The organism is Bacillus sp. SIMBA_074 (assembly GCF_046534555.1).
Classification (GTDB): domain Bacteria; phylum Bacillota; class Bacilli; order Bacillales; family Bacillaceae_G; genus Bacillus_A; species Bacillus_A mycoides.
Genome location: NZ_JAWRYM010001011.1, coordinates 1 through 247, shown reverse-complemented (window position 1 = coordinate 247; position 247 = coordinate 1). Strand labels below are relative to the sequence as shown.

Annotated in this window: 1 pseudogene; it reads right to left on the bottom strand. The window is 39.7% G+C overall.

The features are described 5' to 3' along the window. Positions 1-247: pseudogene (locus SB773_RS33820) on the bottom strand (sensor histidine kinase); the annotation flags it as partial.

The following is a 247-nucleotide window of genomic DNA, read 5'->3' as shown; positions in this document are numbered from 1 at the left end:
CGATATCGGTGGCGAAAAATTTCACAAGTGGCTCCTCCATTCCTGAAACCGCTTCAAGTGCATTATCGATAATGTTCCCCAGAATCAATGTTAGTTGTGACAATTTTATATGATCCGGAAGTTTCTCTAGATAACTTTGTGAGTCTATTTCAAAGATTATTTTCTTTTCCGATGCTTTCCCTATCTTACCAAGCAACAGGGCTTGTACCTTTGTATCCTTTATCTGTTCGAACACGACACGGTTCAG